The sequence below is a fragment of the Marinicella rhabdoformis genome (assembly GCF_009671245.1).
Classification (GTDB): domain Bacteria; phylum Pseudomonadota; class Gammaproteobacteria; order Xanthomonadales; family Marinicellaceae; genus Marinicella; species Marinicella rhabdoformis.
In genome coordinates this window covers 124,599-151,028 of record NZ_VTFS01000003.1, presented here as the reverse complement: position 1 = coordinate 151,028, position 26,430 = coordinate 124,599, and the positions used below count along the sequence as shown (strand labels likewise).

Here is a 26,430-nt window from a genome sequence, read left to right as displayed (position 1 = left end):
TTTGCGCAAATTAAGCTTTAAAAGTTTTTTATGTGGTTGTTTCTCTTTATTTTGGTGAGTTTATGAAATTTAAACATTGGTTGTTGTCTTCTGCAATGACATTCGGTGCTTTGGGAACAGTTCAGGCTGTTGATATTTTGGTTGAAGATTTTGAAACAGACGGACAGGGCACACGTTATGTGTCTTCCCCTGAGTTTAATCGCACAGGCAGTGATCATTGGGGCAGAACTGATGGATCAAATGTCAGTAATATATCAGGAGCCTATTCAGGGTTTGGTGGCGCTCAGTTTTGGGCTGCAGAAGATACTGACGATGGTGGTGGTAATGGCAACGCTGATCAAACTTTAGAGTTTACTGGTATTGATATCACCGGCCTTCAAAACTTATCATTCTCAGCTCTGTTTGGTGCAGGAAATGCATCTGGCTCAGGTGCGTCAGCAAACGGTGGGTATGACAGTAATGACAGCATCATGATTCAATATAAAATTGATGGTGGCAGTTATGTTAACGGCATGTGTTTTTCATACGAAGCACCTGGTGGCGGAGATTTTTCAAATGAACCTTTGACGCTGGATGCCGATTGTACGGACTTTGCAGATCACAATGATGGGACTAACCGACTGTCTCCTGCGATGCAAACTTTTGGTTTTGATATACCTGTAACAGGCGCGGTTTTAGACATATTAATTACAGTTAATATGGAATCAGCAAAGGAAGAGGTGGCCTTTGATAATATAGTTATTAGCGGTGATGTTGGCGGAGATAATGCGCCAGAAGTGACATCGACTTTACCTGCTGATTCTGCAATTGATGTGGCGGTTGATTCAACAATCACTGTTAATTTTTCTGAAGCAGTTGATGCGACGGCAACAGCTGTAACTTTGATGTGTGATGCACAAACCGTGGGCTTTTCAGGCTTGCCTTTTTCAGGTTCACAATTGGTCATTACACCAGACAGTGATTTAGCTAATGATGCTGTGTGCGCTGTTAATGTGGTTGCAGCCGAAGTGACTGATCAAGATGGAACGGCAGATAACATGGCTGCCGATTATGGCTTTGGTTTTACTGTTGAATCATTGGTGGTTATACCTCCTGCAATTATCATCAATGAATTTCAAGCAGATCCAGCAGGTGATATAACAGGTGATGCCAATGGGGATGGTACAAGAGACGGTTCGCAGGACGAGTTTGTTGAATTGTATAATAACTCAGGTTCAGATTTAGATGTGAGTGGTTGGACTGTTTCAGATGCAACTAGCACGCGTCATACCTTCCCTGCCAACTCGATTATCCCTGCCGATTGTAGTTTGGTTGTTTTTGGAGGCGGTACGCCAACCGGTGCTTTTGGCCAGTCGGTTGTTCAAACTGCAAGCACAAACTTGTTAGGCTTAAATAATGGTGGTGACACGATTACAGTGAATGATGGTAATAACGATGTGGCTGTTTTAGATTACAGTGCTTTTGCACCATCTGATCAGTCAGGCACATTAGATCCAGATGTCACTGGTTCATCTTATGTAGATCACAGTGCGGCAACAGGTTCTGCTGGTGCATTGTTCTCACCTGGCACAAAAGTTGATGGTACGGTTTTTGCTGGCTGTCCGGCACCAGTTGATGTGGCACCTACTGTGTCTTCAACATCACCTGCCAATGGTGATATGAATGTGGCTGTTGATGCCAGTATCACAGTTGATTTCTCGGAAGCTGTAGATGTGACTGCCGGTGGTATGACTTTGACCTGTGACGCGCAAACAATTGCATTCTCTGGGTTACCTGCTTCAGGTGCTTCAATTGAAATCACGCCGACGGCTGATTTTGCATTCAATGCAGCATGTACTGTAAATGTAGTAGCAGCGGAAGTGACTGACCAAGATGGCAACGTCGATAACATGGCGGCAGATTATGATTTCACTTTTGTTGTGGTTGCGCCACCGCAACTGCGAGAAATTTATGAAATTCAAGGTAGTGGACTGACTTCTCCGTATTTAGGTTTGACTGTGATTACTGAAAACAACATCGTCACAGCCTTGGATACTAATGGCTTCTTTATGCAAACACCAGATGCACGTGATGACATGGATGTGAATACATCAAATGGTATCTATGTTTACACTGGAAACAATGTGCCCGTAGCTGAAGGAGACGATGTCAATGTGACAGGTGAGGTGGACGAATATTATGATGCAACACAAATTGGCTTTGGCAGCACCATTGTGGTGAATTCATCGGGTAATGCTTTGCCAACGGCAATCACATTTGATGATACGTTCCCACCAACTGATCCTACAGTTGCCGTTTGTTCAACTGATCAAGAAATTGCCAAGTATGAATGTATGGAAGGCATGTTGATTGATATGCCACAAGGGTATATCAGTTCAGCCTATGCGGCTTATTTTGGTGCTAACATCAGCGACTTGGTTGTCAAAGCGGGTCCTCAAAGGGCTTTACGTGAACCAGGTATTGAGTATCCTGGCGGCGGCGGATCTATCCAAACATTTGACGGAAATCCTGAGCTGTTCGAAGTTGATATTGATGAATTGTTGCTATCTCCAGCTTATTATTCAGCAGGTTCTGAAATTTCAATTGAAGGTGTGATTGGTTATAACTTTGGCGAATATGAAGTTTGGCCAAAATCTTTGACTGTCATCAATGAAAATGTCTTGCCAGGTGTGGTTCGAGCTGCACAAGCCCAAGAAGTGACAGTGGCTTCATTTAACTTGTTCCGTTTGTTTGATGATGTAGATGACAAAGGTGAAGAAGACGATGATGCCGTGGCGACTACCCAAGAGTTTCAAGAAAAAGTGGCCAAATTATCTGACTACGTGGTCAATACATTGAAAGCACCTATGGTTGTTGCTGTTCAAGAAGTTGAAAATTTGAATGCTTTGACTGTTTTGGCTGATAAAATCAATACAGACAGTGGTTTGAACTACCAAGCTGAGTTGATTGAGGGTAATGACAAAGGCGGCATTGATGTCGGTGTGTTGTACCAAAGTAATGTCTCATTGGCTGCAGTGAATCAACTGGGTAAAGACACAACGATTGTCAATCCTGACATGAGTGTGACTTTATTGCATGACCGCCCACCTCTGCATGTTCAAGCAGATGTTGCTGTTGGTTTTGATGAATTTCGTGTCAATTTGTTAATTGTTCACCTGCGTTCTCGTGGCAGCATAGATGATGCCCAAGAGGGCGAGCGTGTGCGATTGAAGCGTTTGGCTCAAGCGAATGATGTGGCCAGTATGGTTGCAGACATAGAAGCCAATCATGCCGATGAAGCTGTGGTTGTGATTGGTGATTTCAATGCATTCCAATTTTCAGATGGTTATGTTGATGTGATGGGTCAGATTGATGGTAATGCGGTGGAATCAATGAACACCTTGTGGACAGAGCCTTTATTTGTTGCTGAGCCTATGACCCAAGCGGTTCAATTCATGACGCCATTTGATCAGTATTCTTATGTTTATCAAGGCAATGCACAGGTATTAGACAATGCGGTTTTGAATGACGAAGCTTTATTGCCTTTCGTAGACATCGAATTTGGTCGTGGTAATGCCGATGCCAACATTGATTTCGGTGAAGATACACAAACTGTATTGCGTGCATCAGATCATGATGGTTTGGTACTGTATTTCACTGTAGAGTTGGATGTGATTTTCAGAAATGGTTTTGAAGATTAACCAAGCGTTCTTTTGCATAAGAAAGCCAAGTCTCTGTACTTGGCTTTTTTTGTTTTAGGTATCAGGTTTAACCAGGTATCGTTTCAAAATCATTATTAAAAATGATGTCATCGATGACATTAATGGTGCCAGACATGCCATTGCCACCAGAAGAACCATGAATGCCACAATAGTAACCAATCATCTCTTCACTGAAAAAAGTCAGGGAGAATGACCAAGAGTTGCTTGCTGCATCACCATTTCCGCCGACATCCCCATCACAGCCATTGGCACAGCGAAAAGCATTGTTGTTTGAGGTGCCGTCATCTGAAATGACATTATGAAAGCCACCTTGATTGGTGAATGTCACGGTGTCGCCTACTGAAACGGTGATGTCTCTTGGACTGAAATTGTTGCTGTTAACTATGACTGTCTGGTCAGCAGCGATTACAGAGGTACTTAAACTAACGAGTGCAACGAATGTGAATTTCATATTGTCTCCGAGTGAATGTTGATAATTATTATCACCGAAAACCTATAGCTTATTCAATGAAAACCGCCATTGCTGAAATAAAGCACACACAAAACACCCAGAATGCTGATAACTGCACCCAGGATTTTTCGTTGATTCACTTCTTCTTTGAGAATCAACCAGCCTAAAAATAAGATAAAGATTGAAGCTGTTTCATTCAGTATGGATGCCACAGAAGCCGAGGTGTATTTGTAACCTGCCACCCAAACCATGGTGGATAAATACTGACCAAGCAAAGCACCCACGATCAACCAATAGCGGCCTTTGGCTTTAAAAACTTTGAATACATTGAGTGATTTTTTCATCAAGATATTGAACAAAACCATGGCAATAAGGCCACCAATTGATCGAATCGTGATGATCCAAAAAAACGGAATTTCATTACTGATGGGTTTTATGATAACGATTCCTAAGGCTGTGAAAAATACGCCCAAAGCGGCAAAAACAAAGCCCTTAATTGGCGGATGTTCGATGGTCAATGATTTGCGACGATAAGAAATGACCAAAACGCCTATCATGACCAAAGCCATGCCCATAACTTGCCAAGCATTCAAACGCTCGCCGAGGTAAAAGAAGGAAAGCACGACAACAAAAGGGCTGTATAAACTGCCTGTTAAGCCTGTGAGCCCGGCACCAATCATTTGTAAAGCACGCAAGTAAAATAAATCTGCCAACATGATGCCCACCAAACCACTGAACAGCATCAATGCCCAATGCTGTAACGGCATCTCTGGCGGTGTGGCGCCGTCAGTGAGTATGACCGTGGGAATCATCAACAGCATGGTGAGGCTGATTTTGAACAGGTTCATGGTAGAAGCAGGCATGTGGTCGCCTGCTTTTCGATAGCATATCACCGCGAATGCCCAGAGCATGGCGCACAGTATCGAAAGAAATTCACCCAATCCAACCATTTTGGTTCCAGCAGAAAAAAAGCAGATTGTATGCGATAAGCACGCTCAGATACGTATAATTGTTGTTCATTTTTTCTTAAACCGATAGAAGGGGACAAATATGAAAAGATTTTTGACCACGGCAATGCTACTCACCACCTGTATGGTGTGGGCAGATGATGCCAAAAAAGAAACACCCAAATGGGATGTTAACAAGGCACCAGGCGTGTCTAAAATGGTAGACATCAAAACAGACAATGGCACTTGGATGAGTCTTGATGTCAGTCCAGATGGTAAAACCATCGTGTTTGACATGTTAGGTGACATCTACACCATGCCAATAACAGGTGGCGATGCCAAAAACATCACTAATTCAATGGCTTGGGACATGCAGCCCACTTTTTCACCTGATGGTTCTCGCATCGCTTTTACCACCGATCAAGGTGGTGGCGACAACATTTGGACCATGGACGGTGACGGTGCAAACCAAACCCAAGTGACCAAAGAGTCGTTCAGGTTATTGAATTCACCTGCTTGGTCGCCTGACGGGCATTACATCGTTGCACGCAAACATTTTACCGGCATGCGTTCTTTGGGTGCGGGTGAAATTTGGATGTACCACAAAACAGGTGGAAAAGGCGTTCAGTTGAACAAACGTCCAAATGAGCAAAAAGACTTGGGCGAACCCGTTTACACGCCAGATGGCAAATATGTTTTGTACTCGCGAGATTCAACTCCAGGTAAATACTTTGAATACTCTAAAGATTCAAATAACCAAATTTACCAAATTTTCGCTATAGAATTGGCCACGGGTAAAACCAAACCTTGGGTCTCAGGCCCAGGTGGTGCGGTGCGTCCGACGCCGTCACCAGATGGTGAAGCTTTGGCATTCGTGCGCCGTATCAGAAACCAATCCAGCTTGTTTTTACAGGACCGTGAATCGGGGGAAATCAAGCCTATTTACCAGGGTTTAGAGCGTGACATGCAAGAGACTTGGGCGATTCATGGTGTTTACCCGCGATTTGATTGGACCAATGACGGTGAGCACATCGTATTTTGGGCTAAAGGTAAAATCCATCAATTGAATGTAGCTAGTGGTGAAGCGACAGTGATTCCATTCAACATTGATGACCAGCGCGAAATCCGCGAAGCAGTCACTGTTAAAAATACCGTGGCCCCTGAGGAGTTCAATGCCAAAATGTTGCGCTGGTTACAACCATCGCCAGATGGAAAAAAAGCGGTGTTCCAATCATTGGGTAAAATCTATCTGACCAATTTGCCAGATGGTAAACCCAAACGTTTGACTTCACAAAATGATCATTTCGAACTGTTTCCTAAATGGTCAAACGACGGTAAATCAATCGTATATACCTCATGGCATGATGAAAAATTAGGCACAGTTAAAGTATCTAATTTATCGGGTCGCAGCAAAACCATCAGCAAAACACCTGGTCATTACACCGAAGTGTCTATGTCTCCAAACGGCAAGTATGTGGTTTATTCAGCCGAAAGGGGCGGGCATTTGACCTCGCCATTGTATTCGCATGATACCGGTATTTTTGTTGCTGAAGTGAAAACAGGCAAACGCACCAAAGTTGCTGAATCGGGCAGTTCTCCATCGTTCAACAAATCATCAGACCGTATTTTTTATGTCGGTTCAGATGTGTCAGGTGAAGTGGTAACAACTCAGTTGAAGAGTGTTGACCTGTCAGGAAACAAGATGCAAAAGCATTATAAAGGTGCTTGGATCAGTGATTACAGTGTATCACCTGATGAGCAGTGGTTGGCTTTTGTTCAAAATTTCCAAGTTTATGTCACACCATTTGTCAAAAGTGGTCAATACATCGGCACAGGCAGCAAAGCCAGCAACATGCCTTTGAAAAAATTCTCAGAATTTGCAGGCAGTTATTTGACTTGGGATAAGAAATCAAGCCAATTGTCTTGGGCCTTGGGTCCTGTGATGTACAGCCAAAAGTTATCAGACCAATTTGATTTTTTGAACGACAAATCCAAGGAAGCTGAAAGCAAAGTATCCTCTGTAACGGTGAAGTTGCCAGTCAAAACTGACATTCCGAATGGTATGGTGGCTTTGAAAGGCGCGAAAATCATCACCATGGAAATGGTTGATGGAGAGCAAAGCATCATCGAAAATGGTACGGTTTTGGTAAAAAACAACCGCATCCAAGCCGTGGGCAGTGACATTCAAATTCCGGCAGATGCCGAAGTGATCGATGTCAGTGGCAAAACCATCATACCGGGATTGGTTGATGTGCATTGGCATGGGCCTTACGGCAATGGTGCCATCATTCCACAAAACAATTGGAATGCCCAAGCTTCATTGGCCTTTGGTGTGACTACAACACACAATCCATCGGCTGATACCGCGACGGTATTTTCTGCATCAGAAATGCAACAAGCGGGCCTGATTATTGCACCTCGTTTGTATTCAACGGGAACCATTCTATATGGTGCAACCCATTTCTTTACGGCTCCTGTGAATGGTATAGATGACGCCGTTGGTCATTTGGAACGCATGAAAGCCGTTGGCGCATTTTCAGTGAAGTCATACAACCAACCACGGCGTGAACAGCGTCAACAAGTACTTGAAGCCGCCAGACAAACTGGCTTAATGGTGGTACCAGAAGGTGGTTCATTGTTTATGCACAACATGAGCATGGTCGTTGATGGTCACACCGGCATTGAGCATTCGATTCCTATGGCCAATATTTATGATGACGTGAAGCAATTGTGGTCAGGTTCGAACACTGCCTATGTTCCAACGCTCGGTGTAGGCTACGGTGGTATTTGGGGTGAGAATTTTTGGTATGACACCACCGATGTGTGGAAACACCCCTTGTTAACAAAATTTGTTCCGGCCAATGTGTTGGAGCCTAAATCTGTACGCAGAACCAAAGCGCCATTGGAGGACTACAACCATTTTAACAATGCACGTGTGGCCACAGAGCTTCAGACTGAAGGCGTTGATGTCTTGATGGGTGCGCACGGTCAGCGCGAAGGTTTGGCCTCGCACTGGGAAATGTGGATGTTCGCCCAAGGTGGCATGAGCCCTTGGAATGTATTGAAAGCCAGCACCATTGATGGCGCGAAATACATCGGTATGGACCATGAACTGGGTTCAATCAAAGCCGGTAAATTGGCCGATTTGGTGATTTTAAATGCCGACCCCATACAGAACATTCAAGATTCTGACCAAGTGAATCAAGTCATGCTCAACGGCCGTTTGTACGATGCGGCCAGCATGAATCAGGTTTACCCTGACAAAGTTGAAAGACCGAAATTCTATTTTGAGTAAATAGAAGAAGGTTTGAATTCATGGCATCAACACCCGTGTTGGTGCCACTTTTTTGCCCAATGTACAGCTGGGCAGCATAAACCACAGTCCACCCAATCCTTTCTTGTATTGTTGTTTAGCTTGACTTGATAATCTGATAAAAGATTGTTGGTGGTTCTGTTTTCAATTACCATAAATAAGTAATTCAATGGCTATGTGTTGTTAATTTTCCAATGTCACTGGCCACAAAAAGGTGAGGGTATTATGAGTGAGTCAGAGGAAAAGGTTGGTTTATTAACTGCAACAGGCCAGAAGTGGAAAATACAGTTATTTATTTTTTGTAATGTGATAGCAATGTTGGTCATGCTTTATGGTTTGGTGTTTCAGGAAAAAAACCACATGTTTGTCATTTTTTTTGGTTTTGTTTTGTTTTTTGTCACTTTTATCTGGGTTAACTTTTCGATTAAGTGCCCAGAATGCGGCTGTAAATGGCACTGGTGGGCAATAAGCAAAAAAGACAGCAAGTTACACAGAAAATGGCTTGCCATAGGGTCTAAGTGCCCTGCATGCACTAAAGATTTTAACTCAGATTTATAATCAAATATTTCGGTTATTAAAAGCTTCCATTTGTTCGGGTGTGGCTTTTTTTTGGTACTTGTCTTTCCACTCTTGGTAGCTCATTTTGTAGATTTGTTGGCGCGCATCATCAATGTCAACTTCGATACCGAGCTCCTTGGCCTCTTGAACGGTCCATTTAGACAGGCAGTTGCGGCAGAATTTGGCGAGTATCATCAGGTCGATGTTTTGCACATCTTTGTTGTTGTCTAAGTGAGCGATTAAGCGATCTAATACGCGGGCTTTGATTTCAGTTTCTTTTTCCATGGTTTGCTCTCTTTAATTTGTGATGTCTTTTTGTTCAATTTAGGTCTTCAGGCCATGTGTAACTGCGGCCGTCATTAAATAGTTTGTATTTTTTCATGATGCTTGAGAACAATTTTGAATCCAAAAGTTCAGCCAACCATCTTTGCAAGGCCGGGTAGGGTTGCGTATCGAACCATTGTTTATCCACCATGGCATATTGTCTGATGAAAGGAAAAATGGCGATGTCAGCGATGCTGAGTTTACTTCCAGTCAGGTAAGTGGATTTGTTCAGTTGTTCATTTAACGTGTTGATAAAAGGCAGTGTTTTCTTACGGTGTTCTGATTCACTCAGCTCTGGGTGTCGGTCTGCATATTTGTATTTATCGAGCAATGTTTTGAAGTGGTTATCACAGGCGTCAATCCATTGTGAACCAATACCATTATCAGTCAGCCAATTATCAGCATCGTTTTGTTCCAATGCCCAATACATCAGGTCCAAACTTTCATCTATCACCTCACCAGATGCGGTGATTAAAGTGGGCACGGTGCCTTTTGGTGAATGGTCAAGCATGTCTTGTGGTTTGTCTTTGAGTAAGATTTCACGAAGTTCTAATGTTATACCCGCTTTTGCCAAGGCCATTCTTGCGCGCATGGCAAAAGGGCAACGTCTGAAAGTATAGAGGATATGTTGTGTCATGTGTTTTTAGTCTAGAATTTCCTTGACCCGACCAACTATGCCCGAAGTCAATCGCACTTTTATACCATGTGGGTGTTGGGGCGAATTGGTCAGTAGTTTTTCAACTTCGCCCTCTGTTAATTCACCCGATCGTTGGTGATGCTTCTGAACTACGGCCACTTGTAGGCCTGGTTTGATGTTTTTTCTTAATGTGCCTGACATGTATTGCTTGTTGATTTCAAAGTGGTGATTATAATGTGGAATTTGCAATATTTAAGGATTTCCTATGTTATTTGCCATCATTTCAACAGATGTCCCTGATTCATTGAGCCTGCGCATGCCTGTTCGTGATCAGCACATTGCTCGACTCAAAGAATTAGATGCCCAAGGCCGTTTGACTTTGGCAGGCCCTCATCCTGCAACAGACGAAGCACAACCTGAAACACCTGCTTTTACAGGTTCCTTGGTTGTGGCGGAATTTGATGATTTGGAAGCTGCCAAAACATGGGCTGATGAAGACCCTTATGTGGCGGCTGGTGTGTATGCTGATGTGGTGATTAAACCGTTTTTGAAAGTTTTGCCTAATAACTAATAAAAATCTTTATATGTTTAGAGTAAAACAACTGAAAACTGTTTACTGAAGTGAAAATTAAGAGATACAAGAGGGGTGGAAATCCATCCCCTCTCCCGAAAGACTGATTAATTATTTTTTTCTCTTACCATTCTTCTTGTTTCTTGCAATTGTCGCTCTTCTAAAATTTCTTTTGCCCTTCGTTTCTCAGCTTTTAACTCAGCAACAGTGGTGCATCTTTTGGTTTTAAAATGTGAACCTGTTTTTTGAACGCGTTTACAAACCAATCGTTCGTCGTCATTGTTTTTTGCTACAGCGGCTTTTGCTGCGTGGTCTAATGAGTAATATTCACCGCCAGATTCTACTCCCAGCACATTCCCTTTGTTGTTACTGCATGCGGCCAGTGCCAAGATACTTATAACTATAGTAATTTTTTTCATATTATCCTCGTACGTAAAAAGTAGTAGTGCCTCTTATTCTACAGTTAGTTTCGTAGTATGTGCAAGGATAAATTTATCGTTTGTAATATAATTTTGAAGAAACGGCGTTAACTAATGTATTTGCAGCATCCTTTTTGTGGTGAAAAAATAGAGAAGGTTCAATTAATTCCACCTCATTAATCACCGCATTGTTTTTATGGTCGATTAATAAATCTATTCTGGCATAGCATAACTTTTTAAATTTATTTATAATGAAATGGTTAACTGCATAGGCGATTTGTGTTTCTTTTTCACTGGGTTGATGCGGCATGTCTTTTGCACCAAAAGTGTCCTGAACTCTGTAATCTCCAGCAACTGGAATTTTTCTGATGGCATGTGAATATTGGTTGCCAATAAAAATCAAAGAAACTTCACCATAGCTTTCAACTGAAGGCAGGTAGCTTTGTAGTATCATGTCTTGTTTATCAAGCCATTGATTTAAGTGTGTTTGTGCTTTGTCTATGGTGTTCAGAGTGAATCTAAAAGTACCCGAAGAGTCAGCACCTATTGTGGGTTTTAAAAAATATGTTTTGCTCTTGGGTAGTTTTATTATTTCAGCGTACAACTGAATGTTTGTCTGTTTCGTCAACCAAATCGTGGGTGCGATGTTGATTTGATGCTCGCTCAATTCTTTTAAGTATTTTTTGTCACGGTTCCATTCGATCACATCAACAGGATTTAATAGCGTGCAGACTTTTGATGTGGTTTGAGCCCATCGTATGAAATCGGCTGGCTTTTCATGGTAGTCCCAAACAGAACGCAACAAACAAACATCAAACTGTGACCAGTCATGGGGGTGGTTCCAAATGCATATGTGAAAATCAATTTGTGCTTGTTTTAAAGCCATAAACAATGGTTGGTCTTCAGAAACACCTTGGGGGTGGTCAGCGCATGTAATTATAGCGATTTTCATGATTTTTTATGAATTGTAAAACTGTTATGATAGTCTTTTTATGTAGTAAAAGTGTATGAATAAATTACCCAGCTTGAATGTCTATGGTGAGCCACTTGAACCCTGTAGTGAAGAGACTGCAGGCACGCCTGAAACGGGATTTTTTAGGGATGGTTGTTGTAACACTGCAGAAGAGGACCAGGGAATGCACACGGTTTGTGTCAAAATGACGGATGAATTTTTGGCTTTTTCGCAATCTGTAGGCAATGACTTGTCAACGCCTCATCCTGAATTTGACTTTCCTGGATTGAACGCTGGAGATAGGTGGTGTTTGTGCGCTTTGCGTTGGAAACAGGCTTATGAACAAGGTGTTGCACCCAAGGTTTATATCCGCAGCACACATCAACGGACTTTAGAAGTGTTACCTTTGTCATGGCTGAAAGAGTTCGCTGTGGACTTGGTTTAATTAAACCATGGTCAGTTTTTTGCGCTTTCTTTCTTTGAATGAATGGTAGCTGATGATAAACAAGGCCGTCCAAATGCCAGCAAAAGCCACCTGGTGGCCATGGGTGAATGCTTCTCCATAAAACATTACTGCAATAATGAAACTGATACTCGGTGCCATGTATTGTAAAAATCCAATATAAGTTAAGCTCAATCTTTTGGCAGCATAATTAAAGCCTATCAGTGGTAAAACTGTCACCAAACCTGAAAAGAACAACAATATCATTGTGGATGTTGTTGTTTGTAATTGGGTGTTCATTGTGGCGGAAAAATACCACAAAGCAGCCGGTACCAACCACATGGTTTCCCAGAATAGACCGACCAGTGGCCTGACTTGTAATAGCTTTCTGGCCAGGCCATAAAAGCCGAAACTCATGGCCAGAGCCAAAGCAATCCATGGTGGTTGGCCAATGTATATACCGAGGTAGAGTGTACCTGCAGCGGCCAAAGTTAAGGCAATCATTTGTGCCTTGGTGAGCCGTTCTTTGAGGAATAAAGTGCCCAATAAAATATTAACCAAAGGATTGATGAAATAACCTAAGGATGTTGCGAGGATTTGGTCATGGGTTACAGCCCATACAAAAATAAGCCAGTTACAGACAATCAATAAACCGCTGATCAGCAGCCCAAAAAAAGTTTTGAGTGGGATTTTCAATGTTGAAAAAAAACTTTGACGCTCTCTAACCAATAAAAATACAGCCAAAAACAACACGCCCCAAACCACACGGTGCGCAATGATGTTGAAGGCATCGACATGGTTCAGCATCTTGAAATAAATCGGTGCCAAGCCCCAAAAGACAAAAGCAAAGATGGCGGCGGCCAGGCCTTTTTGTTGTGTGGTTTCTTTCATGGGGCGAATTGTACCCGTAAAAAGCCCTGCTGATGATATCATTTAGGTATGAACGAGAAAAACAAAGCCGAACAATGGATAGCCCAAGGTCGAATGGTCGAAATTCAAGTAAACTCCCTATTTGTGGTTGAGTCGAAAAACCAAGACAGTCAATTACCTTTTTTGGTTATTTTACATGGCTATCCAACATGCAGCTATGACTACCATAAGGTATTGACCATGCTGTCAGTCCATTTCAGAGTGGTGATTCATGACCACCTTGGATTTGGGTTTTCTGATAAGCCGAAAGATTACAGCTACACTTTGATTGACCAATGTGATGTGGCATTGCAGCTTTGGGAGCGATTAGGCATCACTAAAGCACATGTGTTGGCGCATGATTATGGTACTTCTGTGGCAACAGAGCTGGTGGCTCGGGATAACCATGGTTTGTTATCAGGTTTTGAAATCAAAACTTTGACTTTGTGTAATGGTTCGATGCACATTGAATTGGCTCAGTTGAGGTTGATACAGCGTTTGCTATTAAATCGTATTATTGGCCCATCTATGGCTAACTTGAGCAACAGAAGTACATTGGCCAAAAATTTAAAACAGATATACTTTGACTCAACTAAAGTATCTGAAGATGAGGTAGATGCTCTTTGGCATATGATGATCCACAATAAGGGCAAAGCTGTGATTCATCAAACCACGCAGTACATCAAGCAAAGGAAACAATTTTGGTACCGCTGGATTGGTGCTTTGCAGCAAACGCAGTTACCTGTACATGTGCTGTGGGCAGAAAATGACCCAGTGGCTGTCATCGAAATGGCTGAAGTTTTAAACAACGAAATAACAAATGCCATTAAAACAACCTTACCTCAGTTAGGTCATTTTCCCATGTTGGAATCGCCTGACCGCTGGGGTCAGGCTGTATTGGATTACCTTTTAAAGGCGTAGCTGAATTTGGCAAATAACGATTTGTCGGTTCTGGTGAAAGACTCTATGTCATCATCTTCTAAACCGGTATCTGAATAACCAACGTACACCAAGCTTCTGGGGTTCAATTTATACGAGTATACCAATTGCGTGGATATGTTGTTACTTCTGACATCAAAGTCTTCAGGCGTGAGGTATTGGCTTAAATGCCTGCCTACATGGGTATTAATAACCACCAGTTTTAAGCGTTGCTTGATATTAAATTGGTATGACAGTCGTAAATCCGACTGGTTAGCAATCAGTACATTTCTACTTTGGTAAGCCAGTTTTCGGAAGTTGTGGTCAAAGTTTATTTTAAAGTGTTGCCCTAAATTGGTATCAATACTCCATGTGTACCTGATCGAATCGCTGAGTCGATTGTTACTGAAATCAACAGATTTACCGGTATTAAAGTCCAGTTTGGTGCGTAAATTTTTAAATGGTTTGAATTCAAGGCCACCAAAGACAAAATTTTCTGCATATATTTTACCTTCCCAAAAACGGTCTCTCACGCCACCGCCAATTGATATATGGGACTGTAAAGGTCCATGAATATGAAAGTTTCCTTCCCATTCTTTTTCAAGCATCTGACCCGTTTCATCGTGAGAGATATCCCAATCGGAATAAAACCTGATGTCACTCCACCAAGCATTGTTGCTGCGCCAAGTGTAGCCTGCGCCTACCACTTTTCTGTCATACCCAATTTGTCCCATAAAGCCGGAGTCAGCCCTGAACTCATTGTCCCGGTTGTTGTATGAAACATTGATATTCCAGTGGTCGTCTGTGAATCGATACTGCATATATTGTGCATTGCCACTAAAACGACCTTCAGGTTGATCAAATTCTTCGATGATTTCGTCGGTGTATTGTGTTTCTGAGTGTGCCCATTGTGCAGTGATTCGATGGTTGTTATTGATTCTATAGTCCGTGTCTACAGAGATGACACTGTTTTCATATTCCCCTGCAATGCGGTGGGTACCAATGACACCTGTGGAAGATGTATCTCCCCAATCGCGTTTGAACCGTCCGACCATGTTGTTGCTGTGCTCATTGATGCTGGTAAATGATGAGCCAAAGACGCCGGGCACTAATAAGTTGGTTTGTTGATCATCTGTAAAGAAAAATCCATAAGCATTGCCGTCTGTTTTACCTACCAACCGTAAACCATAATTTGGATCAGCAATGTTCCTGGTGTGAACCAGGTTAAAGTGACTGTCAAAAACGTCATTGTTTTCTAGAAAAAATGCACGTTTTTCATTCACAAAAGGGGCAAATGTTTGATTGGTGGTTAATTGGGCGGTATCAGATTCAACTTGTGAAAAATCTGGGTTCAAAGTGGCATTTAATGTTAAGTTTGAAGTCACCCCCCAGTTCACATCTAGGCTGGGTTCAAAATCAGAGTCGGTGCTGTCATAGGCTTGGTCTGGTTCCGGCCGACTTTTACTGCTTATGGCTGTAAAGCTGGGTGTGATTTCTAAATCGCGCCCCTGTTGTGCAGAAGCAAAACCTATGAATTTTTCTGACTGGCACAAAAAACAATTGTTGTCACGATCTCGTATGACGTTTTGAAGGATTTGGCGGGTTTTTCTTGGGTAGATACGTTGGGCGTAAATGCCCCATGTTTTGGGGCCGTCATGGGAAGGCATTTGTAGTTCGCTGTAAGGGATTTCTATTTCAACTTGGTAACCAGATGGCGTAATTCGGCCAATTGAGTTCCAAATGGCATCCCAGGAATTGTCTTCACTGTTATTCGTTTTTATAAAGTCTATTTGAACACCTAAAGGGTTAACAAAGAACCCCAATGCACGACGTTCATCATTGAATGTATCGAGTAAAACACCCACTTGGTCATCTTGATATGCGGCATCTCGGTCATGCAAGAAAGCGGCAATTTTTTCAGGATTAGGGTCTTGGGCATCAAAGCCAATAATCAACGATTGACCTGTATCTATCAACATGGCAACGGTTTTAACTTGAGCTGGCTGATTAACCAAAGGCTCCACTTCATGCTGTAGTTCAATTTGAGTGGCTTCTGACCATATTTTTTCGTCAAGAATGCCATCAATGGTGATGGGTGAATTGCTTGTTGTTATTGTGGTTTGTGTCCATGCTGCTTGGGACAATAACATCAAGTACAGAAATGCTTTTTTCATGTTTGGGTTTTTTATTGTAGAACGACAGTATCAGTTAAACTAAAAAGCAGTGGAATAGGTTATTGGTCATGAATGTTGAAATACAGGGTGATTAAGGGCGCAACTTAATGAAAAACAGTATCAAATATGGATTTACCCAAGTACTGAAATATTTGTGTAACAGCATTTAATCGGAAGGGTTTTTGGGTTTCGGGTCAGGAGTATCTTTAATGGGTTGCTTTGTAATGGGGTCTATGTCAGGAACAGGGTCAATGCCACCTTCACACATGGGTTGACACCTGGCCAGACGTTTTACGCCTAATTTTATGCCTTGAAATATCCCAAACCGCTTTATTGCTTCAATCATATATTCTGAACATGATGGATAAAATCGACAGCGGTTTCCAAGCCATGGACTGATGAGTATTTGGTAGCCACGTAAAAGTGTGATGAAAATCGCTTTAATCATTAAAATAAGTTGCCGAATTTACTTAATTCAGGTATAAACTACCGCCTTAAAAAATTGTTTGGTGTCTGTATGATGCCCAGCTATTGATAAATAATAATAAGTCCATATTTTAGCACGCGGTTTTAGCTGTGAGGCATTTAATAGGAGAATACCATGTCAGAAAGAAGCATTAATGATTTGCCAGAAGGATATGTTGCCCAATTGGAATTGGCTGACGGCTACTTACCTACTGATAAAGACGAATACATGTGTGATGAGCACATTGAATACTTTAGAAGGCGCATTGAGCAATGGAAAGAAGAATTGCTTAAAGAGTCAAATGAAACCATCGAAAACCTAAGATCTGAAGCAAGAGATGTCAGTGATGAGGCAGAGCGTGCTTCTCGTGAAACTGAGAACACGTTTGAATTACGCACACGCGACCGTTATCGAAAGCTGTTAAAGAAAGTCAATAAAGCATTGCGTCGCATAGAATCTGGTGATTATGGTTACTGCGAAGAAACTGATGAAGAGATTGGTTTGCCGCGTTTGATTGCTCGACCCATTGCTACCATGTGTATTGATGCCCAAGAGCGTTGGGAATTGAAACAAAAAATTACCAGAGAAGGTTAATAAAGAGGATTCCATGGAAATTGCACAACAAGTTGCTCAATTAGATGACTTCTCCCAGCGCACCGAAGCGCTGTGGAGGTATCTTTGACTATGAAAACAAGAAAGAGCGTTTAGAAGAAGTCAATATTGAACTAGAAGATCCTGATGTATGGAATGATCAGGAGAAAGCCCAGGCATTAAGTAAAGAGCGGGCCAGTTTAGATCATATAGTCAGCACCATAGATGCATTAAAATCTGGCATCGAAGATACCCGTGAATTTTTGGCCATGGCCGATGAAGAAGAAGACAAAGAGAGCTTCGATACGGTGTTGTCAGAATTGGCCGATTTACAAGAAAAAATTGAACAACTTGAATTTCAGAAAATGTTCTCTGGTGAGATGGACCCCAATAATGCTTTCGTAGATATTCAAGCGGGTTCAGGTGGCACGGAAGCTCAAGATTGGGCAGAAATGTTATTGCGTATGTATCTGCGTTGGACAGAGTCCAGAGGCTGGAAACCAGAGTTGATTGAGGTTTCAGCCGGTGATGTGGCTGGTATTAAATCGGCAACATTCAAAGTGACTGGTGATTATGCATTTGGCTGGTTAAGAACTGAAATTGGTGTCCACCGTTTGGTTCGTAAATCACCATTCGATTCAAGTAACAAACGCCACACCAGTTTTTCCTCGGTATTTGTTTCCCCAGAAATTGATGATAATTTTGAAATTGACATCAATCCTGCTGATTTGCGTGTTGATGTGTACCGTTCATCGGGTGCAGGTGGTCAGCATGTGAACAAAACAGAGTCGGCAGTACGAATCACACATGTGCCAACCAATACGGTTGTTCAGTGTCAGAACGGGCGTTCTCAACATCAAAATAAAGCCACAGCCATGCAACAGTTGAAAGCCAAGCTGTATGAGTTGGAAATGCAAAAACGCAATGCAGAGTCTCAGTCTTTAGAAGAAACTAAGTCAGACATTGGTTGGGGCAGTCAGATCCGTTCATACGTTTTGGACCAATCTCGAATCAAAGATTTACGCACTGGTGTTGAAAACACCAACACACAGTCAGTGCTCGATGGTAATTTAGATAAATTCATTGAAGCCAGTTTAAAACAGGGTTTGTAAAATAAGCCCTGTTTTCAAATAACAAACCATTCTTAAAGAATTAATTCAAGAGCAACTAAAGAAGATAACTCATGAGTGAAGATAACAAATTAATAGCTGAACGTCGCGCTAAGTTGACAGCCATCCGTGAAAACGGCATTGCGTTTCCAAATCATTTCAGGCGTTCACATTTGGCACTTGATTTACACAATGACTATGATGCCATAGACAAGGAAGCGCTCGATCCACAAGGGATAGAAGTTGAAGTTGTTGGTCGCATGATGAGCAAACGCTTGTTTGGTAAGGGTGGATTCGCTAATTTAAGAGATGTGTCGGGTGACATTCAGTTGTTTATACAATTGAATCAAGTAGGTGAAGAGAAATTTGCTGATTTTAAAACATGGGACATGGGTGACATTGTTGCGGGTAAGGGCGTGTTGTTCAAAACCAAAACCAATGAGTTGTCTGTCAAAGTCACAGAGCTGGAGTTAATCACCAAATCCCTGCGTCCTCTACCTGAAAAGTTCCATGGGCTTTCGGACCAGGAAACGCGATACCGCCAGCGATATGTGGATTTGATCATGAATCAAGATTCTGCAGATGTTTTTAAAATGCGTTCTCGTATGGTGTCTCATATTCGTCACTTCATGGAACAGCGTGACTTTTTAGAAGTTGAAACCCCGATGATGCACATGATACCAGGTGGTGCAACAGCCAAACCTTTTACGACACATCACAATGCTTTGGATTTGGAGTTGTTCTTACGTGTGGCCCCTGAACTGTTTTTGAAAAGATTGACAGTGGGTGGTTTTGAAAAGGTGTTCGAAATCAATAGGAATTTCCGTAACGAAGGTGTTTCTACTAAGCACAATCCTGAGTTCACCATGATGGAATTTTATTGGGCTTATGCGGACTATAACGAATTGATGGACCTGACTGAAGCCATGTTTCGCTCTTTGGCAGAAAATGTTAAAGGTGAAACAGCATTCGAATACCAGGGGAATCAACTAGACTTTGCTCAACCATTTCGCCGACAAAGCATGGCTTCATTGGTGGCAGAATACAATGAAGGCTTGTCTGAAAATGATTGTCACAATTTGTCAGTTATGCAAAGTTACTGTGCTGATAACAATATTTCTATTGATAAAAAGTGGAAAAAAGGCAAACTTTTGGCTGAATTATTCGAGTTGACAGTAGAAGAACACCTGATTCAACCCACATTTGTGACAGAATATCCGATAGAAATTTCGCCACTGTCCAGACGCAATGATGAAAACCCTGAGATTACAGATCGTTTTGAGTTGTTTATTTGTGGTAATGAAATCGCCAATGGATTCTCTGAGTTGAACGACCCTGAGGATCAAGCTGAGCGGTTTAAGGCACAGGTGGCAGAGTTTGAAGCAGGTGATGATGAGGCCATGCATTTTGATGCGGATTATATCCGAGCATTAGAGTATGGTATGCCACCAACTGCTGGAGAGGGTATTGGAATTGATCGGTTGGTGATGTTGTTTACTGACTCTGCTTCAATTCGAGATGTCCTTTTATTTCCCTATATGAAACCAGAGTAAGTGATATGAATGAAGAAGGTGTTAGGTTTGCCAGAAAAAAGATAATAGCTTCGTGCTTGGTTTTGCATCGCGGTCATTCATTGATTGCAGAGGTAAAAAACATTTCAGCTTCGGGAATTCTACTCAAAAAAATCAGTGAAGATCACATTGAAACTTTAAATAAAGGTGACAGCTGTATCTTAGAAATTGTGGTTAATCAATCATTCAATTTTGATGTCACGGCACAGGTGATTCGCTCGGATGAAAAAGAATTGGCACTTCACTTTACAGTGATTGAAGACGCTAAACAACAAGCCTTGTGGCAACTGTTAGGCGATCAAGTGCATGAAGTAGAACCTTACCAAGGCTAAGTTTCATTGACCTTATATTTTTCTTTTTTTATCACCTCGGTGTTATTGGCCTTAACACCGGGGCCTGATGTATTGTTGGTTGTTGCGACGGCCGGCCGACAAGGTTTCCTGTCTGCATTTAAATTAACTTTAGGTTTTGCTACGGGTTGTTTGGTTCATACTTTGTTATTAGCCTTGGGTGTGACGGCTTTAATTTTAGCCACACCCTGGGCAGTAAAACTGGTGACGACTCTTGGCGCTGGATACTTATTCTATTTGGCGTGGCAGACCTGGTTACATCGTTCGGATGACATGCTAAAGCCGCAACGTGTTGTAGAAGCCAGCTATTGGCGTGGTGTCATCATGAATGTGACGAACCCTAAAGTGCTGCTGTTCTTTTTTGCCTTGTTTCCTCAATTTGCACAATTAGATGAGCCTGGTGCCGGTTTGCGTTTGTTGTGGTTGGGCGTGATTTTTTCACTCGTCACAGTGTTGGTCTTTGGATCTTTGGCATGGTTGACAGATAAAAGTTTGTCTCATTTTTTTGAGAAAGCTCGGTTCAAATGGTGGATGGATAGGGTGTCAGTTTTGATATTCCTTGGGTTGGCACTGTTCTTGCTTTCAACACTTTGGTCTTAATGATTCAGCTTGATACTTTCTATTGAGTCTGCAATGAAGTATTGAATTTCTGTGGTTTTTTGACCATGGTGTGTGATGGTGCCATGATACCTTTTGGCTGAAGTGTCTGAGAATTCAAATTCAAATTCCCTGTAAAAACAAAGCTTGCCTGCCTTGGGTTTTATGGTCAGTTTTTTTTGCACTATTGAGTCGTCAAGAAATACCCATTGTTTTTGTTTGGTGATGTGTTTACCTGTTGCTCTAACGTGGTCTAAGGCTTGCATTTGGTTGTACCAAAAATAAGCCAAAGCAACGAAGAAAAAAAGTATTGGGATCTCTGTCATAAAAAAATATTTTGCATCTGAAGATTATTATATGTAATATATTTGCCCGTATTCTGAAAAATCAATGTGAATACTGCCACCCAATAAAAATTAATGATAAGGGTGGTATTCGAATGTTCTCGATGACTCGTTCATTGTCTTCAAAATTCCATGCGAATGCGGCCAAAAAATGATTTCAACACAATGACTGTGGATTGTAATCAAAGCATAACATAATACTGGTTATATGACATAGGCCATTGGGCCTTGGCCATATTGACCCTAAAAAAGGAGAATTATAATGAATCAAGAGGTTAAAACCATAGATCGCTGTATTATTGCAGCACGTGGCGGTATGACATTGTTGTCACAAGAAGAAGTCAATAAAATGATGGCAGTTGGACAAGGCGGTGTTTATGAACTGTTCAGGAAATGTTGTTTAGCGGTTTTAAACTGTGATGCCAAAGATGATGATGCCATGGCAGTGTTGTCAAGGTATCCAAATTTTGATGTGAACTTGGTGCCAAGAGAAAGGGGGATCCATTTAGAGTTTATCAATGCGCCAGCACAAGCTTTTGTCGACGGAAAAATGATTTCAGGTATCAGGGACTCAATTTTTTCTGTACTAAGAGACATTGTTTACCAGCACACAGAGCATGGTTCTGATGAATTGCTGGATTCATTTGAGATCACTAATTATGTGTTTCAATTGATGCGTCGGTCTGAAGTTCATCGATATGGAATTGATCCTAACTTGGTTGTTTGTTGGGGTGGGCATTCTATTAATCGAGTTGAATACCAATACACCAAAGATGTGGGCTATCAATTAGGTTTACGTGGTGCAGATATTTGTACAGGTTGTGGCACTGGTGCCATGAAAGGACCAATGAAAGGAGCATCTGTAGGGCATTCTAAGCAGCGTATTAAGGAAGGGCGTTTTATTGGCTTAACTGAACCTGGTATTATTGCTGCAGAAGCTCCCAACCCAATTGTGAACAAACTGATTATCATGCCTGACATTGAAAAACGATTGGAAGCCTTTGTTCGATTAGGGCATGGCATTATTGTTTTCCCGGGTGGTGTTGGAACAGCAGAAGAAATTTTGTATTTGATTGGTATTTTGTCTAATGAACAAAACAAGGGAAAACCTTTTCCTTTTATCATGACAGGACCTAAAGAATCAGCAGATTATTTTCATCAAATTGATCAATTTATACGCTTTGCACTGGGTGAAGAAGTGGCTGGTTTATATGAAATTATTATTGATGATGCAGAACAAGTTGCGCAAAAAATGATGACAGGTATTGATGAAGTGAAGGAATATCGTTCCAAAAATGAAGTCAGTTATTTCTATAACTGGGGACTAGAAATAGATCCGGCATTACAATTTCCTTTTGTTCCTACTCATGAAAACATGGCGGCTTTGAACTTGCATTTGGATAGGCCCATTGGTGAGTTGGCAGCTTCTTTGAGACAAGTTTTTTCCGGTATTGTTGCCGGTAATGTTAAAGAGTTTGGTGTACAGCAAATCAAGGAAAAAGGCGTTTACCAAATCAACGGTAATCGTGAGCTGATGCATAAGTTAGATGACTTGTTACAAGCATTTATTGAGCAAAAACGCATGAAGTTACCCGGAAGTGAATATACACCTGTTTTTGAGGTAGTTAAATAAGCTGAGGTGATGGCAGCAATAAAAAAGGGCTTGGAGGCCCTTTTTTATTGCTTATTGTTTATGATTAAAATGATGAGTAGCAACAAACCGACCAAAAGTGTTATCCACCATAAGTTGTTTTTGATGAATTGCTTGTTTTGTGTGGCAGGTTTGTTAGTTTTTTGCTTGCTTACCTGTTCACTTAACATGACATTTTTAGGGTGAGACGGACTGAATTTTGAATACCCTGAAGTGCCTGGTAACTCTACTTTGTATTTGTAGTTTGAACTTGTGATGACATCTCCGTTGCTGAGTTTTGCTTGTGCGACCTTCAGCCCATTGAGTCTGGTTTTGTGTTTGCTGTCAATAAAGTGTAAGTCATTGTCTTGACGGATGACATGCCAACCATCTGCATGATGAAAGTCATTGATAATGAAATGACCTGCATTTAAACGATCGAAACTTCGGAGTCCAAAAACCGCACTGTGCTTGGTGTTTTTCTTAATATCAATTTGGGTGTGGTTGATGGCAGAATCTTTGGGGATAAATTCATCATCAATTAATGTCAAGCACAAATCTCCAACGCCAATGGTCTCACCTGGTTCAATCATACATTGTTTCATGACTTGCTTCTGATCTAAAAAGACCGTCCCCTCAAAGACTTCCAGAACACAACCATAGTCTTTATTTTTAACCATAAAGTGCTTGCCATGCAAATCAGGGTGATTGATTTGAATGTCACAATCAAAGTCATTGCCCACTATGACCTGCTCTTTAAGTGGGAATTTTATTGTTTCGTTGTTGTCTTTGCGTTGTAAATGCATCATTATTTTCAATGGTTTACACGATTGTAATGTGAAAATGCTTAACTATTCAATGCATAAATGTGGTTTTATGAACTGAGTCTCGGTTTTGAGCATGGTCAATGGGACTTTATTTGCATATAATAGTCAAAAATAAAAGCACTGGAAGGGCTTAAATGAATAAAAAGGTTTTGGTATTTTGGTTGGTTGTGATTGGGGGTTTGACAGGCACAGTGTTTCTTTCGCTGTATGCTGGCTCTGTAGCGCACAAAGAACAAAATATCACCTTAAAATTAGATGTGGAGCCTGGTGTTTTTTACCGCAATGGCGACCACTTCTCAATCAGCGCTAACCCCTTTGGCCCTGTATCTTTTTCATACACGATACAGTCAAAAGCATTGGGTCAATACAAGTACTTGAAATTTTCTGGAGCCAAAGCAGATTCATTGTATCAAGTTTCATTGAAAATCATGCAAGGCAGGAAGACTTTGTTTAATGGTGATTTTTTGCAAGCTGATGATTTTGTGGTTGAATTACCTGAGTTGTCTTTTGTCGAGTACGAGTCATCTGTGCCAATGGAGTTGCAGATTTCAGTAAATTCTAAAAGGGACTTGGGCTTGCACACCACAGTCAACAAGGACATGGGTTTTGATGGACTCTTTTTATCTTCAGATTCAATCGTAAGTCGATGGTATTATGTTAAAGCCTGGATGTCGAATAGCGCTGAATATCAATTGTCTTCACTGAACTTTTGGCAAAAACAATCGTTGTTTCCACAGTTGGCGTTGGGTTTGGCAGTTTGGTTAACCGTGGTTTTGCTGTTGGCATGGTTTCAATCGCTACCAATACAGCAGGTGATGTATTTGTGGTTAATGGTGTTGCTTCCAACATCGGCATATTTTGTTGTCAGTCAATACAGGTTGAAACAGCAAACAATAATTGATTACCCAAGACCAAATACCAATAAAGACATCAATGAGCTGGACAGGAAAGTCCATGACTTTACCGCTGAATTTGTTGACTGGATTGATCAAGCTGAGCCACATGAATTTGCCGTTTTTATCAAAGCTTCTGATGCTTTTATTAAAAGTAGAATGCGTTATCACCTTCATGGGGTTCTGACTTATGATTATGTATATTGGTCAGATGCGTCAGCATTTAAAAAAGTCAATCACTTGGATGAGGTGTATTTGATAACGACTCGAAATATATTGCCAGACTGTCAAAGTTCAAAAAAATCGTACATTCCCAAGCATATCAAAACGGTATTATCTAATGACCAATTTTGTGTGGTGAAACTATGATGCTATTGATTGCCATATTTGTTATTTTGCTTTGGTCATTGTTGGGCACTGCCTTTTTAAGGGTTTTTGATAACAAGTTTTCAGACAGCGCTATCAATGGATTTGAAATATTTATTGGTATGGGAATCATGCTTCATGCTTTGAATGTGATTCAGTGGCTTGATTTAAATATCAGTATTTTGTTGGTATTTTTACCCTTACTCATGGCTGCTTTGCCTTCGTTATGGCGGAAACTGAAGTTATTAAGAAACCATAACTGGTTGTTGTTTGGTGTAATGGTTTTTTTATACTTGGTGTATTGGTTATTTCTTAAGCCTGAAATGCCATTGATTGCGTGGGACAGTTGGTTGGGATGGGAGTTAAAAGCCAAGCAATGGTTGAGCCATGGTCTTTCTGTGGAAATGGTTTCATCAGTTCAGTGGCTAAGTGACAAGGCAGCCGTGTTTAATGTGACAGCTGAATATCCAGATGGTTTACCTTTGCTTTATTATATTGGCCAAGTTTTGGGTGATGAGAACAATCAAGTCCTTGGGTATTTATATGGCCTTTGCTATTTTTGGTTGGTTTATTTGGTTTTATTGAGGCTACATCAAGCTGGTGCTGATTGGGTGTTAACAGTTTGTGCCACCATTTTGTTTTTGTGTATGCCGCTGTTAAATAATCACATCAATCTACAAGGGTATGCAGACATTTGGCTGTCAATGTTGTTACTGCTTGCTGTTTTAGCACTTTCGGAGTGGAATAAACGTCACACAGTTACCAACGGTATTAGGTTGGCATTGTTGCTTTCTATGCTGCCATTGTTCAAAACAGAAGGCTGGGTTTGGCTGGGATTAATGCTTTTGGCACAACTGGTTTCTAAATTTTTGATCAGAAAGCATCGTTGGTATGTATTGAGTTTGGTGGCTTTGTTTTTAACAGTCTGGTTTTTCATAGGCACATGGTCATTCAGTTGGGCAGGTCGAACGGTGGTTATCAGCCAAGAATTCATCAAATTTGGTTCAGTTTTTGAGATGTTGTTAATGCCTGCACCGGTTGCTAATGAAGTGTTTACAGGCTTGTTTTTACAGAACAACTGGGGATTTTTGTGGTACTTTCTGCCATTTGTGGTGTTGTTTTGGTTGTTGGTTAAACACCCAAAACATGAACAAGTTACTCAAACATTTTTTGTATTATCGTTTACTGCTTTTCTGTTTCTGTTCTTTTTTACAGGCGCTTCTCAGTGGGCAGAGAATTATACTGCCGTTAATCGAATTGTGTTACAGCTGGTCCCCGTCTTTATGTATTTATTGACTCAAGTATTTGTGGTTTGGCAACAAAAAAGGGTTGGCGAGCCAACCCTTTAATCCGAATGAAGGTTTATATCT

Annotated in this window: 25 protein-coding genes; 13 read left to right on the top strand and 12 right to left on the bottom strand. The window is 41.3% G+C overall.

Annotation, left to right across the window (positions count from 1 at the left end; translation table 11 throughout):
* The first annotated feature begins 62 nt into the window (after positions 1–62).
* Positions 63–3,680: an Ig-like domain-containing protein gene (locus FET73_RS08520; RefSeq protein ID WP_154223533.1), complete on the top strand. Its 3,618-nt coding sequence runs from the start codon at positions 63–65 to the stop codon at positions 3,678–3,680.
* 67 nt (positions 3,681–3,747) lie between these two features.
* Here FET73_RS08520 and FET73_RS08515 read toward each other — a convergent pair whose 3' ends face one another.
* Both FET73_RS08515 and FET73_RS08510 read right to left on the bottom strand, forming a co-directional pair.
* Positions 3,748–4,152 (bottom strand): cupredoxin domain-containing protein, encoded by a 405-nt coding sequence (locus FET73_RS08515; RefSeq protein ID WP_154223532.1) that lies wholly within the window; start codon positions 4,150–4,152, stop codon positions 3,748–3,750.
* A gap of 53 nt (positions 4,153–4,205) precedes the next feature.
* Positions 4,206–5,102: a DMT family transporter gene (locus tag FET73_RS08510; RefSeq protein WP_154223531.1), complete on the bottom strand. Its 897-nt coding sequence runs from the start codon at positions 5,100–5,102 to the stop codon at positions 4,206–4,208.
* A gap of 100 nt (positions 5,103–5,202) precedes the next feature.
* On the opposite strand from FET73_RS08510, the gene FET73_RS08505 reads away from it, so the two are divergent.
* Positions 5,203–8,394: an amidohydrolase family protein gene (locus FET73_RS08505; protein WP_154223530.1), complete on the top strand. Its 3,192-nt coding sequence runs from the start codon at positions 5,203–5,205 to the stop codon at positions 8,392–8,394.
* A 576-nt stretch (positions 8,395–8,970) separates the two neighbouring features.
* Here the strand turns inward: FET73_RS08505 and FET73_RS08500 are convergent.
* From FET73_RS08500 to FET73_RS08490, 3 genes are read right to left on the bottom strand one after another with little or no spacing between them, the layout of a single operon-like run.
* Complete coding sequence (locus FET73_RS08500) at positions 8,971–9,255, bottom strand: DUF1244 domain-containing protein (protein WP_154223529.1); 285 nt, start codon at positions 9,253–9,255, stop codon at positions 8,971–8,973.
* 34 nt (positions 9,256–9,289) lie between these two features.
* Positions 9,290–9,931 (bottom strand): glutathione S-transferase, encoded by a 642-nt coding sequence (locus tag FET73_RS08495; protein WP_154223528.1) that lies wholly within the window; start codon positions 9,929–9,931, stop codon positions 9,290–9,292.
* A 6-nt stretch (positions 9,932–9,937) separates the two neighbouring features.
* Positions 9,938–10,132, bottom strand: coding sequence for a YwbE family protein (locus FET73_RS08490; protein WP_154223527.1), 195 nt, complete (start codon positions 10,130–10,132; stop codon positions 9,938–9,940).
* Positions 10,133–10,196: 64 nt separating this feature from the next.
* Here FET73_RS08490 and FET73_RS08485 point away from each other — a divergent pair, with 64 nt between their 5' ends.
* The gene (locus tag FET73_RS08485; protein ID WP_154223526.1) at positions 10,197–10,502 is read left to right on the top strand and encodes a YciI family protein; all 306 of its coding nucleotides are present in this window, start codon (positions 10,197–10,199) and stop codon (positions 10,500–10,502) included.
* 107 nt (positions 10,503–10,609) lie between these two features.
* Here FET73_RS08485 and FET73_RS08480 read toward each other — a convergent pair whose 3' ends face one another.
* A complete protein-coding gene (locus tag FET73_RS08480; RefSeq protein ID WP_154223525.1) occupies positions 10,610–10,921 on the bottom strand; it encodes a hypothetical protein in 312 nt (103 codons plus the stop codon).
* A gap of 73 nt (positions 10,922–10,994) precedes the next feature.
* Positions 10,995–11,873, bottom strand: a complete 879-nt coding sequence (locus FET73_RS08475; protein ID WP_154223524.1) for an ATP-grasp domain-containing protein — start codon at positions 11,871–11,873, stop codon at positions 10,995–10,997.
* Positions 11,874–11,928: 55 nt separating this feature from the next.
* Between FET73_RS08475 and FET73_RS08470 the strand changes: the two genes are divergently transcribed.
* Complete coding sequence (locus FET73_RS08470) at positions 11,929–12,318, top strand: DUF2237 family protein (RefSeq protein ID WP_154223523.1); 390 nt, start codon at positions 11,929–11,931, stop codon at positions 12,316–12,318.
* Here the strand turns inward: FET73_RS08470 and rarD are convergent, their stop codons facing one another.
* Positions 12,319–13,206 carry an EamA family transporter RarD gene (gene rarD / locus FET73_RS08465; protein WP_179952195.1) on the bottom strand — a complete coding sequence of 296 codons (888 nt, stop codon included), beginning with the start codon at positions 13,204–13,206 and terminating at the stop codon, positions 12,319–12,321.
* Positions 13,207–13,254: 48 nt separating this feature from the next.
* On the opposite strand from rarD, the gene FET73_RS08460 reads away from it, so the two are divergent.
* A complete protein-coding gene (locus FET73_RS08460) occupies positions 13,255–14,145 on the top strand; it encodes an alpha/beta fold hydrolase (RefSeq protein WP_154223521.1) in 891 nt (296 codons plus the stop codon).
* Here FET73_RS08460 and FET73_RS08455 read toward each other — a convergent pair.
* A complete protein-coding gene (locus tag FET73_RS08455) occupies positions 14,127–16,316 on the bottom strand; it encodes a carbohydrate binding family 9 domain-containing protein (RefSeq protein WP_154223520.1) in 2,190 nt (729 codons plus the stop codon). The genes FET73_RS08460 and FET73_RS08455 overlap by 19 nt on opposite strands.
* 166 nt (positions 16,317–16,482) lie before the next feature.
* Entirely contained in the window at positions 16,483–16,764 is a 282-nt protein-coding gene (gene yidD / locus FET73_RS08450; protein WP_154223519.1) for a membrane protein insertion efficiency factor YidD, read from the bottom strand.
* Between the two features lie 153 nt (positions 16,765–16,917).
* Between yidD and dksA the strand changes: the two genes are divergently transcribed.
* The 5 genes from dksA (at position 16,918) to FET73_RS08425 (ending at position 21,003) form a co-directional block, all read left to right on the top strand.
* Positions 16,918–17,376 carry an RNA polymerase-binding protein DksA gene (gene dksA, locus FET73_RS08445; protein ID WP_246172711.1) on the top strand — a complete coding sequence of 153 codons (459 nt, stop codon included), beginning with the start codon at positions 16,918–16,920 and terminating at the stop codon, positions 17,374–17,376.
* A 13-nt stretch (positions 17,377–17,389) separates the two neighbouring features.
* Positions 17,390–18,485 (top strand): peptide chain release factor 2 gene (gene prfB, locus FET73_RS08440; protein ID WP_154223518.1). Its coding sequence is split into 2 segments (ribosomal slippage): positions 17,390–17,461 and positions 17,463–18,485, totalling 1,095 coding nucleotides; the frame shifts between segments, so codons are not numbered across the junction.
* 71 nt (positions 18,486–18,556) lie between these two features.
* Positions 18,557–20,035 (top strand): lysine--tRNA ligase, encoded by a 1,479-nt coding sequence (gene lysS / locus FET73_RS08435; protein ID WP_154223517.1) that lies wholly within the window; start codon positions 18,557–18,559, stop codon positions 20,033–20,035.
* 5 nt (positions 20,036–20,040) lie between these two features.
* Positions 20,041–20,385: a PilZ domain-containing protein gene (locus tag FET73_RS08430; protein ID WP_154223516.1), complete on the top strand. Its 345-nt coding sequence runs from the start codon at positions 20,041–20,043 to the stop codon at positions 20,383–20,385.
* A gap of 6 nt (positions 20,386–20,391) precedes the next feature.
* Positions 20,392–21,003 carry a LysE family translocator gene (locus tag FET73_RS08425; protein WP_154223515.1) on the top strand — a complete coding sequence of 204 codons (612 nt, stop codon included), beginning with the start codon at positions 20,392–20,394 and terminating at the stop codon, positions 21,001–21,003.
* On the opposite strand, the gene FET73_RS08420 is transcribed toward FET73_RS08425, so the two are convergent.
* Complete coding sequence (locus tag FET73_RS08420) at positions 21,000–21,326, bottom strand: DUF3301 domain-containing protein (protein WP_154223514.1); 327 nt, start codon at positions 21,324–21,326, stop codon at positions 21,000–21,002. The two genes, FET73_RS08425 and FET73_RS08420, sit on opposite strands and share 4 nt — an antisense overlap.
* 280 nt (positions 21,327–21,606) lie before the next feature.
* Between FET73_RS08420 and ppnN the strand changes: the two genes are divergently transcribed.
* Positions 21,607–22,977: a nucleotide 5'-monophosphate nucleosidase PpnN gene (gene ppnN, locus FET73_RS08415; protein WP_154223513.1), complete on the top strand. Its 1,371-nt coding sequence runs from the start codon at positions 21,607–21,609 to the stop codon at positions 22,975–22,977.
* 44 nt (positions 22,978–23,021) lie between these two features.
* Here the strand turns inward: ppnN and FET73_RS08410 are convergent, their stop codons facing one another.
* Positions 23,022–23,783 carry an FHA domain-containing protein gene (locus tag FET73_RS08410; protein WP_154223512.1) on the bottom strand — a complete coding sequence of 254 codons (762 nt, stop codon included), beginning with the start codon at positions 23,781–23,783 and terminating at the stop codon, positions 23,022–23,024.
* Positions 23,784–23,935: 152 nt separating this feature from the next.
* Here FET73_RS08410 and FET73_RS08405 point away from each other — a divergent pair, with 152 nt between their 5' ends.
* Together FET73_RS08405 and FET73_RS08400 are read left to right on the top strand one after the other, a co-directional pair.
* Positions 23,936–25,063, top strand: a complete 1,128-nt coding sequence (locus tag FET73_RS08405; RefSeq protein ID WP_154223511.1) for a hypothetical protein — start codon at positions 23,936–23,938, stop codon at positions 25,061–25,063.
* Entirely contained in the window at positions 25,060–26,409 is a 1,350-nt protein-coding gene (locus FET73_RS08400) for a hypothetical protein (RefSeq protein WP_154223510.1), read from the top strand. Before FET73_RS08405 ends, FET73_RS08400 begins: the two co-directional genes overlap by 4 nt.
* Positions 26,410–26,430: the final 21 nt, after the last annotated feature.

What these genes read in the sequence shown, in the direction of transcription:
- FET73_RS08520 (WP_154223533.1), top strand. Translation starts at nt 63, where the DNA reads ATGAAATTTAAACATTGGTTGTTGTCTTCTGCAATGACATTCGGTGCT.
- FET73_RS08515 (WP_154223532.1), bottom strand. Translation starts at nt 4,152, where the DNA reads ATGAAATTCACATTCGTTGCACTCGTTAGTTTAAGTACCTCTGTAATC.
- FET73_RS08510 (WP_154223531.1), bottom strand. Translation starts at nt 5,102, where the DNA reads ATGGTTGGATTGGGTGAATTTCTTTCGATACTGTGCGCCATGCTCTGG.
- FET73_RS08505 (WP_154223530.1), top strand. Translation starts at nt 5,203, where the DNA reads ATGAAAAGATTTTTGACCACGGCAATGCTACTCACCACCTGTATGGTG.
- FET73_RS08500 (WP_154223529.1), bottom strand. Translation starts at nt 9,255, where the DNA reads ATGGAAAAAGAAACTGAAATCAAAGCCCGCGTATTAGATCGCTTAATC.
- FET73_RS08495 (WP_154223528.1), bottom strand. Translation starts at nt 9,931, where the DNA reads ATGACACAACATATCCTCTATACTTTCAGACGTTGCCCTTTTGCCATG.
- FET73_RS08490 (WP_154223527.1), bottom strand. Translation starts at nt 10,132, where the DNA reads ATGTCAGGCACATTAAGAAAAAACATCAAACCAGGCCTACAAGTGGCC.
- FET73_RS08485 (WP_154223526.1), top strand. Translation starts at nt 10,197, where the DNA reads ATGTTATTTGCCATCATTTCAACAGATGTCCCTGATTCATTGAGCCTG.
- FET73_RS08480 (WP_154223525.1), bottom strand. Translation starts at nt 10,921, where the DNA reads ATGAAAAAAATTACTATAGTTATAAGTATCTTGGCACTGGCCGCATGC.
- FET73_RS08475 (WP_154223524.1), bottom strand. Translation starts at nt 11,873, where the DNA reads ATGAAAATCGCTATAATTACATGCGCTGACCACCCCCAAGGTGTTTCT.
- FET73_RS08470 (WP_154223523.1), top strand. Translation starts at nt 11,929, where the DNA reads ATGAATAAATTACCCAGCTTGAATGTCTATGGTGAGCCACTTGAACCC.
- rarD (WP_179952195.1), bottom strand. Translation starts at nt 13,206, where the DNA reads ATGAAAGAAACCACACAACAAAAAGGCCTGGCCGCCGCCATCTTTGCT.
- FET73_RS08460 (WP_154223521.1), top strand. Translation starts at nt 13,255, where the DNA reads ATGAACGAGAAAAACAAAGCCGAACAATGGATAGCCCAAGGTCGAATG.
- FET73_RS08455 (WP_154223520.1), bottom strand. Translation starts at nt 16,316, where the DNA reads ATGAAAAAAGCATTTCTGTACTTGATGTTATTGTCCCAAGCAGCATGG.
- yidD (WP_154223519.1), bottom strand. Translation starts at nt 16,764, where the DNA reads ATGATTAAAGCGATTTTCATCACACTTTTACGTGGCTACCAAATACTC.
- dksA (WP_246172711.1), top strand. Translation starts at nt 16,918, where the DNA reads ATGTCAGAAAGAAGCATTAATGATTTGCCAGAAGGATATGTTGCCCAA.
- lysS (WP_154223517.1), top strand. Translation starts at nt 18,557, where the DNA reads ATGAGTGAAGATAACAAATTAATAGCTGAACGTCGCGCTAAGTTGACA.
- FET73_RS08430 (WP_154223516.1), top strand. Translation starts at nt 20,041, where the DNA reads ATGAATGAAGAAGGTGTTAGGTTTGCCAGAAAAAAGATAATAGCTTCG.
- FET73_RS08420 (WP_154223514.1), bottom strand. Translation starts at nt 21,326, where the DNA reads ATGACAGAGATCCCAATACTTTTTTTCTTCGTTGCTTTGGCTTATTTT.
- ppnN (WP_154223513.1), top strand. Translation starts at nt 21,607, where the DNA reads ATGAATCAAGAGGTTAAAACCATAGATCGCTGTATTATTGCAGCACGT.
- FET73_RS08410 (WP_154223512.1), bottom strand. Translation starts at nt 23,783, where the DNA reads ATGATGCATTTACAACGCAAAGACAACAACGAAACAATAAAATTCCCA.
- FET73_RS08405 (WP_154223511.1), top strand. Translation starts at nt 23,936, where the DNA reads ATGAATAAAAAGGTTTTGGTATTTTGGTTGGTTGTGATTGGGGGTTTG.
- FET73_RS08400 (WP_154223510.1), top strand. Translation starts at nt 25,060, where the DNA reads ATGATGCTATTGATTGCCATATTTGTTATTTTGCTTTGGTCATTGTTG.